Here is a 7,202-nt window from a genome sequence, read left to right as displayed (position 1 = left end):
ACCCCTTATGCACCGATTATGTAGGAATAGCTCGATATTCCTAGGTATTACTTCAATTTCCGGGGTGCAAAATCCTGCCGTTAATGGAAGAAATTATAAGGGAAAAGGGACTTTCTGCAGTGGAATCATGGGGTACTCCCTTGCCGCCGATCTGGAGTACTTCGACAACTCCGAATACCATGACAAGCTGATGTCCGCTACCCGCGATTCCTCAGCCATTACTCATCTTGTCTGGAATGTACTTTCGTGCATCAGTGCAGGGGTGTCCTTTGTCGGCGCCTTTCTGGTGTTGTCCAAGGCAAATGTTATCTACGGTTTCTTGATGATGGCTGCGGCCATCCCTTCCTCCGTCGCGGCGGCCAAGTACACCAAACTGTTGTACCGTTTGAGTCTTGCCCAGATCAATGAAGAGCGCCGGAAGAGCTATTACCAGAGCATCGCCGTGGACAGGGGCTATGCCCAGGATGTGCGGCTGTTCAATGCCGGACAAGGTCTTAAAGACCGCTATGCCCGGCTGTGGCAGGAGCTCTTTGGTAAACGAAGGGATATGACTCGGCGACGTACCGTCCTGACATCCTTGATGGATTGCCTGCCCGAGGCCGTCGTCATTCTTGTCGGCGTCGACATCGCCTTTGGGGTGGTGGGTGGCAGGGCTACAGTTGGGGATTATTCCCTTTACACCGGCCTGATGAGCCAGTTGTGGTCCGCCGTAGCCCTGCTGACGTCTTCGGCCATGCAGATTTATGACAACCAACTGAAGATAGCTAATATCAAGGGTTTGGAGCAATTCGATAACCACGTCGTTGATACCGGCACGCGGGACCTGGGCAGCGTAGACTCTATAGAATTTGAGCACGTCTGCTTTACATACAGGGGCGCCAAAGTACGTGCCTTGGACGATGTGAGTTTTCGCCTGAATCGCCAGGAAAGGGTAGTCTTGGTGGGGTTAAACGGCTCGGGCAAGTCGACCCTCATCAAGCTGTTGCTGCGCTTATATGACCCCGACAGTGGTGTCATCAAGATCAACGGTGTCGATATCAGGGAATACCGGCTGGCTGAACTGCGGGCCAATTTTAGCGTGTACTTTCAGGAAATGCGGAACTACGCTTTTACGCTGAGGGATAACCTTACCATTGCCGACGGTAATCGGGAGGATGTAGATGAGGCTGCCATGGCCGCCCTCAGAGCCAGCTATAGTGAGGACATCCTGCAAAGGGCCGGCAGGGGCTTGGATACCAGCCTGACCAGGTTCTTTGCCACCGACGGTATTGAGCTTTCTGGGGGCCAGCACCAGAAACTGGCCTTGGCCAGGACATTTTTCCGCCGCCATAACACTTTGATCCTGGACGAGCCATCCTCTAACCTGGACCCCAAGGCGGAGCATGAGATATTTGAGTCACTGCAAGCCCTGACCCAGGGAAAAATGACCATCTTTACCTCTCATAGATTGTCCAATGTCTTCCTGGCCGACAGGATTATCGTTATGGAGAAGGGTAGGATCGTTGAGGACGGGACCCAGGCGGAATTGCTGAGGAACAAGCAAAGGTATGCTGAGCTCTTTAGGTACCAGCAGGAGAAGTACGCGGTGGGAGAGGAGGGCAGGGAATAAAGGATTATGTTGATTGCATTGATCGACGACGGAATCGATACATCTGTCTTTCCTGAAATAAGGGTGAAGTATGATCTGTTGGTGGAGAGAGATGGCGTCGTCAGGGAGCGTGCCGCTGATGACAGAATAATCACTGGCCATGGCACTACCTGTGCAAGTATTATTGCCAAGTACGCCGCCAATGCTGAATTCTGCAGTCTACGCATTTTTCATAGGGAGAACTTGCGGGCATCCTGTGCTCAACTGGCGGCGGCAATGGAATGGTGCCTGGATGCGCGGATTCCCATTGTCCATCTGAGTCTTGGCACCAGGCAGCCCAATGATTATAAGAGGATCAGGTCCATTGTTGCTCGTCTGATCCAACAGCGCCAAATTATCGTGGCGGCGTGCAGTAACTCGGGGGACTATTCGATACCGGCCCACCTAAGTGGTGTGATGGGTACAATCGCCGACCCAGGGCTAAAAGGCGCGGAATACACTCTGTTGCCAGGTAGCAGTCTCATACATGCCTCGTCCCGGCACACTTTATTTCTGCCACCGGGGCATGAGTTTTTGACGCACACTGCCAACAGCTATGCCGCACCCACGGTTACGGCAGCCGTCCATAACATCCTTGAGCGAAGAGAAGCCTTTTCCATGTCGGTGGGACAGGTATATACAGAATTGGTGGGGGATCCAGACAGCATGACTTTGGTGCGGCCGGACTTTATCGAGGATGCCATAATTCTAAATCCCAGCGGGTTCCCTCTTTTGAAGCAGCATCTTTTCTTCAACTGCCTGGCGGAATTCCAGTGCCCGCCGGAGGTGGTACAGCTCAGCTCGGATTGTAAGAGTCTGGTTTACTTGGTGCCCCAAGATTCCAGGTTAGTATCTGGATATGACATTGGCCAAGGTTATGCCGGTAAGATCGAAACCCTTCTCTACGGAGGCAGTTTGCCGGAAAGGGAACGGAGCATGTTGTCGGAAGCGCTGGTTTGGAGCGAAGATTGCTGCTGCTATCCCCAAGACCTATTCAGCCCTCCTAGCTCTGATCAACCGGCAATCATCAATCTCCATGGGCGTGGGTTAAGGGCAATCGATTTAATGTGCCGGCTGCGAGATATGTTTATTGCAGATGGGTATCAGTGTAGAGGCTTGTGTGGTTTTCCATACTCATATCTGTATGATTTGGAATATGTCCCGGCTGGTGTTTCGGCGTCGTCCGCCATTGCCCATCTAAGCCTGCTATGCCGGCCAGACATATTGATATGTAACTTTCAAGGCCCGGGGCAGGGGGTTGTTGATGAAGAAGGTTCATATTCCATTTTCCTTGGGAATGATGAGGGTAGCAATACTGGAAGCCTTAGCTGCTTAAAAGCGGCTTATGATGACCAGGATATTGTGTCACTCTATCATAATATCCTGGGATATTTTTCATAGCAGGTTGCATGGTGTTCGATGATGGATAGGATATGTATCCGTCTTATAGAGACCAGGTTGAGGTGGACCTTGAACAGGTTTACCAAAGCTGAAACGCGAAGTTTAGAGGACCAGGCTATCATAATAAAGAGTAGGGTTCTAATACCCTCCATGTACCGCCGAATCTTGATTCGCGGTCATGGAGGTTTTAATTTCCTAAGGTCTGAAAGGGTTATTTCGGACACTAATTGTATTTTCTGGCCGAACAGCGTATAATATGAACTAAGGAAGTAAGATTTTCAAGTAAGGTAAGCATGGAAGGGGTGCGATTATGGAGGTTGCAAAGATCACAAGCAGAGGACAGATTACGATCCCAATTGACATACGCAAGAAGCTTGGCCTGAGGGAAGGTGACAAGGTTATCTTCATAGAAGATGGCGATAATATTATCTTCGCCAACGCTGCTAAGGTAGCCTTTAGGAATATGCAGAAAGCCTTTGAGGGCGAAGCGGAAAAGCGTGGTCTGAAAGATGAACAGGATGTCGTGAATTTGGTGGACGAGGTCCGCAAGGAAATGTGGGATAAGCGATATGCGGATAATGATTGATACCAATGTCCTGATTTCCATCTTCCTTTTCCGTCCCCTAAAATGTCTAGTTTAGTGGATGTAATTACTGAGCGATACACAATTGTCCTGCCGTCCTATGTGCTGGAAGAATTAAAGGAAGTCATTAAACGGAAGTTCTCGGAGAAATTCGATTTGCTGGATCAGTTTATCCAGGAGCTTCCGTTTTCTCTTGCTTATACACCGGAGAGAATCGACGCAAAAAAACACCCGGATATACGGGACAAAAAGGATCTTCCTATTTTGGTGACGGCGATTCTAGAGGATGTCGATGTTATGATAACAGGGGATGCGGATTTTGCTGCCGTAGAAATTGAAAGGCCGGAGATACTGACACCGTCCGGGTTTCTCGAAAAGTACGGCGCAGAAGCAAGATAGCAAAACCTATAAACCTTTGAAATGAATCTATCGTTTTTCTAGAAGGTCCAATGGGGCATCTTCCATGTGATAACAATTTGATAACAAAAACAAGAAAGCCCATATAAAATAGATACATAGTGCACAAAACAACCTAAAAACTAGCGAAAGATACATTAGTTAATTTTATATTCCTATGGATTTGTTGAGTGGGAATAGTAGCAAGAAAGCCAAAAATCCCGTAATAGCGGGGTTTTTGTGGTATAGAGGCCAGTAATGATAACAGAATGATAACGTTCAATTATTAGAACACAATCAATTATTCTTCGCGCTCAGCCGTTTGTGGCGATTACATATACTCGGCCTTGCTGAATGACACCATTAGTTCTTTGACAGTTAAGTTTGCATTTACATTCACGCAATAGTGCGATAATATTATTTTAACATACGTGATAGCCAGTTGATCTAGCCAAATTATTTTAGCAGCACAACATGTCTAAAGTGTTGGAGAGGTGGTGAAGAGCTAAATCTATAAATGCATGGACGGATAGATGCGGGTAGTAAGTATTGGGTGATTAAGAAGATGGATTTGGAAACGCTAATAATACAAGGGGGTACTAAGTTAATGAGACGAGTTATAATTATGATATTGCTGGTGGTTGGTTTGGTAATCTCGCCTTACGCATCCACTGATAGTTCTGAGCCGCTTTATTGGTGGAAAGAGATAGTTGAACAACACAAGGATGATGTTAAAGAAATAGTTATAAATGTACTTACGCCAAGCCATTCATCTGCCGATTATTTGAATTTGACCATGGATGAATTTACCCACTTCCGTGAAGAGATCCTAGACGCTAAGCTCCATGAAAAATTGTTAGATGAGCTCGGGGATTATTGGTTAAAGGTTGATAAAAGCAACAGTACATCAGATACTGTTGCTGGCTTAAGTGACATAGAGCAAGCAGCAGTAATCGATTATCTTAAAGGGAAATTTCCTGAACGGTCTTTTTCTGAGAGCATAAGCATCGATGATATTGAAAGTATAATGCCCGACCTTCATGAACGGATCCGGCAAGAATTGTATGAAGACTCTTTTCTAGTTTTGGGAGAACCCCCAGTAGATGCTGGCAAGCAGCCCGAATGGGATTTGTGGATAAGTGATTTAAGCAATTTTGCCGCTCAGGTGATGCTACAAGATAAGTACTATTATCCAAAGGGTCCGGTGGTTTCTCATGGCGCTGAAATAACTGGGTACTTCTCTGTCGGAATTGACCCAGCCAAACATGACCAAGAGATTGTAAACGACTTGGATCGTGCTATCAGTGAAATAGCCGCGGAACATGAAATTGATATCCCTGTTTTATTTCGGTTTAGTGGTCCACCCGAATTATCGGGATATTATCTAGAGTATGACCCGATTCCAGGCGGAGTTTCATGTGCTTCTGATTGGGACTATGCCACATTAAACATTGCAGCCAGAAATACTATATCGGGGCATCACGTTTCTATTATCACCTCTCATATTGGAGACAACGGAACAATACCATTGTCCTCTTCCATTGGTCAGCCATCCCGTAGACAAAATCAAGGGGTCGTAGATCGTGTGGCAAGAGATGGAGGGTACGCAGATGCTGCACGTGTTACTAGCATAGATAGACCATTGAGGCCCGGTATCCATATAGGAATCGGCACTATTATTCCGGTGCATGGGTATGGTAACCCCGGCGTAGGTCAACTAGTCTACAAGTCAGGGATAACTACTCGTGTAACGTCTGGATTTGTTACCGAGATAAACCGTGTGGTACCTCATCCTTATTTGGGAAATATTAGGGGGCAGATTTCTGCTAATTATCATAGTATGCCAGGTGATAGTGGCGGGCCAATTTGGTTTACCGATGCCGTTGGTACATATTACGCCGGAATACATGTCGGAAGATACGATGATGCAGCTTACTTTTCACCTCAGTCTGGTGTACGTAATGAATTATCAGTTGTGCCATTGACCAACTAAGTAACAAGATCTACCTACTTACTTAATTTTTTGTTGATCGACTAAGGAGGTGAGAGCTCATGGTCCGTCAAATTCGTGGTCGACTAATTTTTGCACCTCTACTTCTTTGCCTGTTGTTTGTACTCTTTTGTCAAGCTAATGAGGTCACGGTAATAGTAGAGAATCCAACCCTTTCTACAGAAGATACTTTGCACTTGGTTTTTGTTAACAACACCGGCCGGAAAGTGTATTACGGAGATAGATTTGTACTGGAAAAATATGAAGATGGCGTTTGGGTTGACCTACAGTATCAAAAGTCTGTGTTGGACTGGGCCAGCAGCCTAGAGCCGCGGGAGAAAGTTGAGTTTAGCCATGAGTTGTCTTTGGCGCCTGGTGAATACAGATATCTTAAAGAGTTCTTTTGGGAGTTGGGAGAAGATGCCGCCCATAAAATCGTTGCTGAATTTACAGTTCAGTAGCAAGATAAGAGCTTCCCGTCTCCAAAAGCCCCACAGCCAGCAAATTTGAACTGCCCCCTGTCAAGTAGACAGGTGTAAAAAAGAAAACTGTTTTCGCTGGACTCCATAATGGGGTCCAGCTTTTTATGCAGCGTTTTCGAGCAATTGTCGATAGGTCATCGGGGCTAGTTTGTTGAGCTTCTTTTGCCGTCGTTCGTAATTATAGAAGTGTATGTAGTTTTCAATAGCTACTGCGAGAGTGTCGTAATCCTTGAATTTGCCCAGATAATACATTTCACATTTGATAATTCCCCAGAAGCCTTCCATGGGGCTGTTGTCGATGCAGCGACCAACACGCGACATGCTTTGTTTCATTTTGGCCTTGTCCAACTTGGTCTTGAATTGCTTAGATGTATAATCGACTAAGGAAAAGGGATTGCTCCCTTTCCCTCGTCTAAGAACCGTACGTGAGAGTTTCCCGCTCATACGGCTCAAGCATTTCTTCACCTTTTCAGGCGGCATTTAATGATTTCAGTTTCATCCTTCTTTCTGCAAAGTATTCTTTGTCTAAGAAGGGGTTCCTTGAAATCTGCAGTTTAGGGTGCCGGACGATGTTTATTCTCCTCAGGTTTATGAGGCTAAACTCGTCAGACATAAATAACCATCTCTTTCCATTCTTTTCATGCCAATATTTGTTCAGTCGCCACCATTTGTTCTTATTGGGGTGACGGTGTTTTGCCCACCGCTGTAGTAAGAGGTATAGTG

General features: G+C 46.4%; 7 protein-coding genes and 1 pseudogene. 6 read left to right on the top strand and 2 right to left on the bottom strand.

Features of this window, described 5'->3' with window-relative positions; genetic code table 11:
• The 6 genes and pseudogenes from FH749_14555 to FH749_14530 form a co-directional block, all read left to right on the top strand.
• The coding region (locus FH749_14555) for an ABC transporter ATP-binding protein (protein ID MTI96671.1) at window positions 1-1,609 on the top strand (1,609 nt) is incomplete at its 5' end.
• A gap of 6 nt (window positions 1,610-1,615) precedes the next feature.
• The gene (locus tag FH749_14550) at window positions 1,616-3,028 is read left to right on the top strand and encodes a hypothetical protein (protein MTI96670.1); all 1,413 of its coding nucleotides are present in this window, start codon (window positions 1,616-1,618) and stop codon (window positions 3,026-3,028) included.
• 310 nt (window positions 3,029-3,338) lie between these two features.
• Window positions 3,339-3,614 (top strand): AbrB/MazE/SpoVT family DNA-binding domain-containing protein, encoded by a 276-nt coding sequence (locus tag FH749_14545; protein MTI96669.1) that lies wholly within the window; start codon window positions 3,339-3,341, stop codon window positions 3,612-3,614.
• Window positions 3,598-4,010 (top strand): annotated as a pseudogene (locus FH749_14540) (putative toxin-antitoxin system toxin component, PIN family). Before FH749_14545 ends, FH749_14540 begins: the two are co-directional and overlap by 17 nt.
• A 604-nt stretch (window positions 4,011-4,614) precedes the next feature.
• Complete coding sequence (locus tag FH749_14535) at window positions 4,615-6,000, top strand: hypothetical protein (GenBank protein ID MTI96668.1); 1,386 nt, start codon at window positions 4,615-4,617, stop codon at window positions 5,998-6,000.
• A gap of 59 nt (window positions 6,001-6,059) precedes the next feature.
• Window positions 6,060-6,458: a hypothetical protein gene (locus FH749_14530; protein MTI96667.1), complete on the top strand. Its 399-nt coding sequence runs from the start codon at window positions 6,060-6,062 to the stop codon at window positions 6,456-6,458.
• A gap of 123 nt (window positions 6,459-6,581) precedes the next feature.
• Here FH749_14530 and FH749_14525 read toward each other — a convergent pair whose 3' ends face one another.
• Both FH749_14525 and FH749_14520 read right to left on the bottom strand, forming a co-directional pair.
• Entirely contained in the window at window positions 6,582-6,959 is a 378-nt protein-coding gene (locus FH749_14525; GenBank protein ID MTI96666.1) for an IS3 family transposase, read from the bottom strand.
• Window positions 6,949-7,202: hypothetical protein (locus FH749_14520; GenBank protein ID MTI96665.1), on the bottom strand; the 254-nt coding region annotated here is incomplete at its 5' end. The genes FH749_14520 and FH749_14525, both read right to left, overlap by 11 nt.

The organism is Bacillota bacterium (genome assembly GCA_009711825.1).
In the GTDB taxonomy this organism is placed as follows: domain Bacteria; phylum Bacillota; class Proteinivoracia; order UBA4975; family VEMY01; genus VEMY01.
This window is presented reverse-complemented; position numbering and strand designations above follow the sequence as displayed.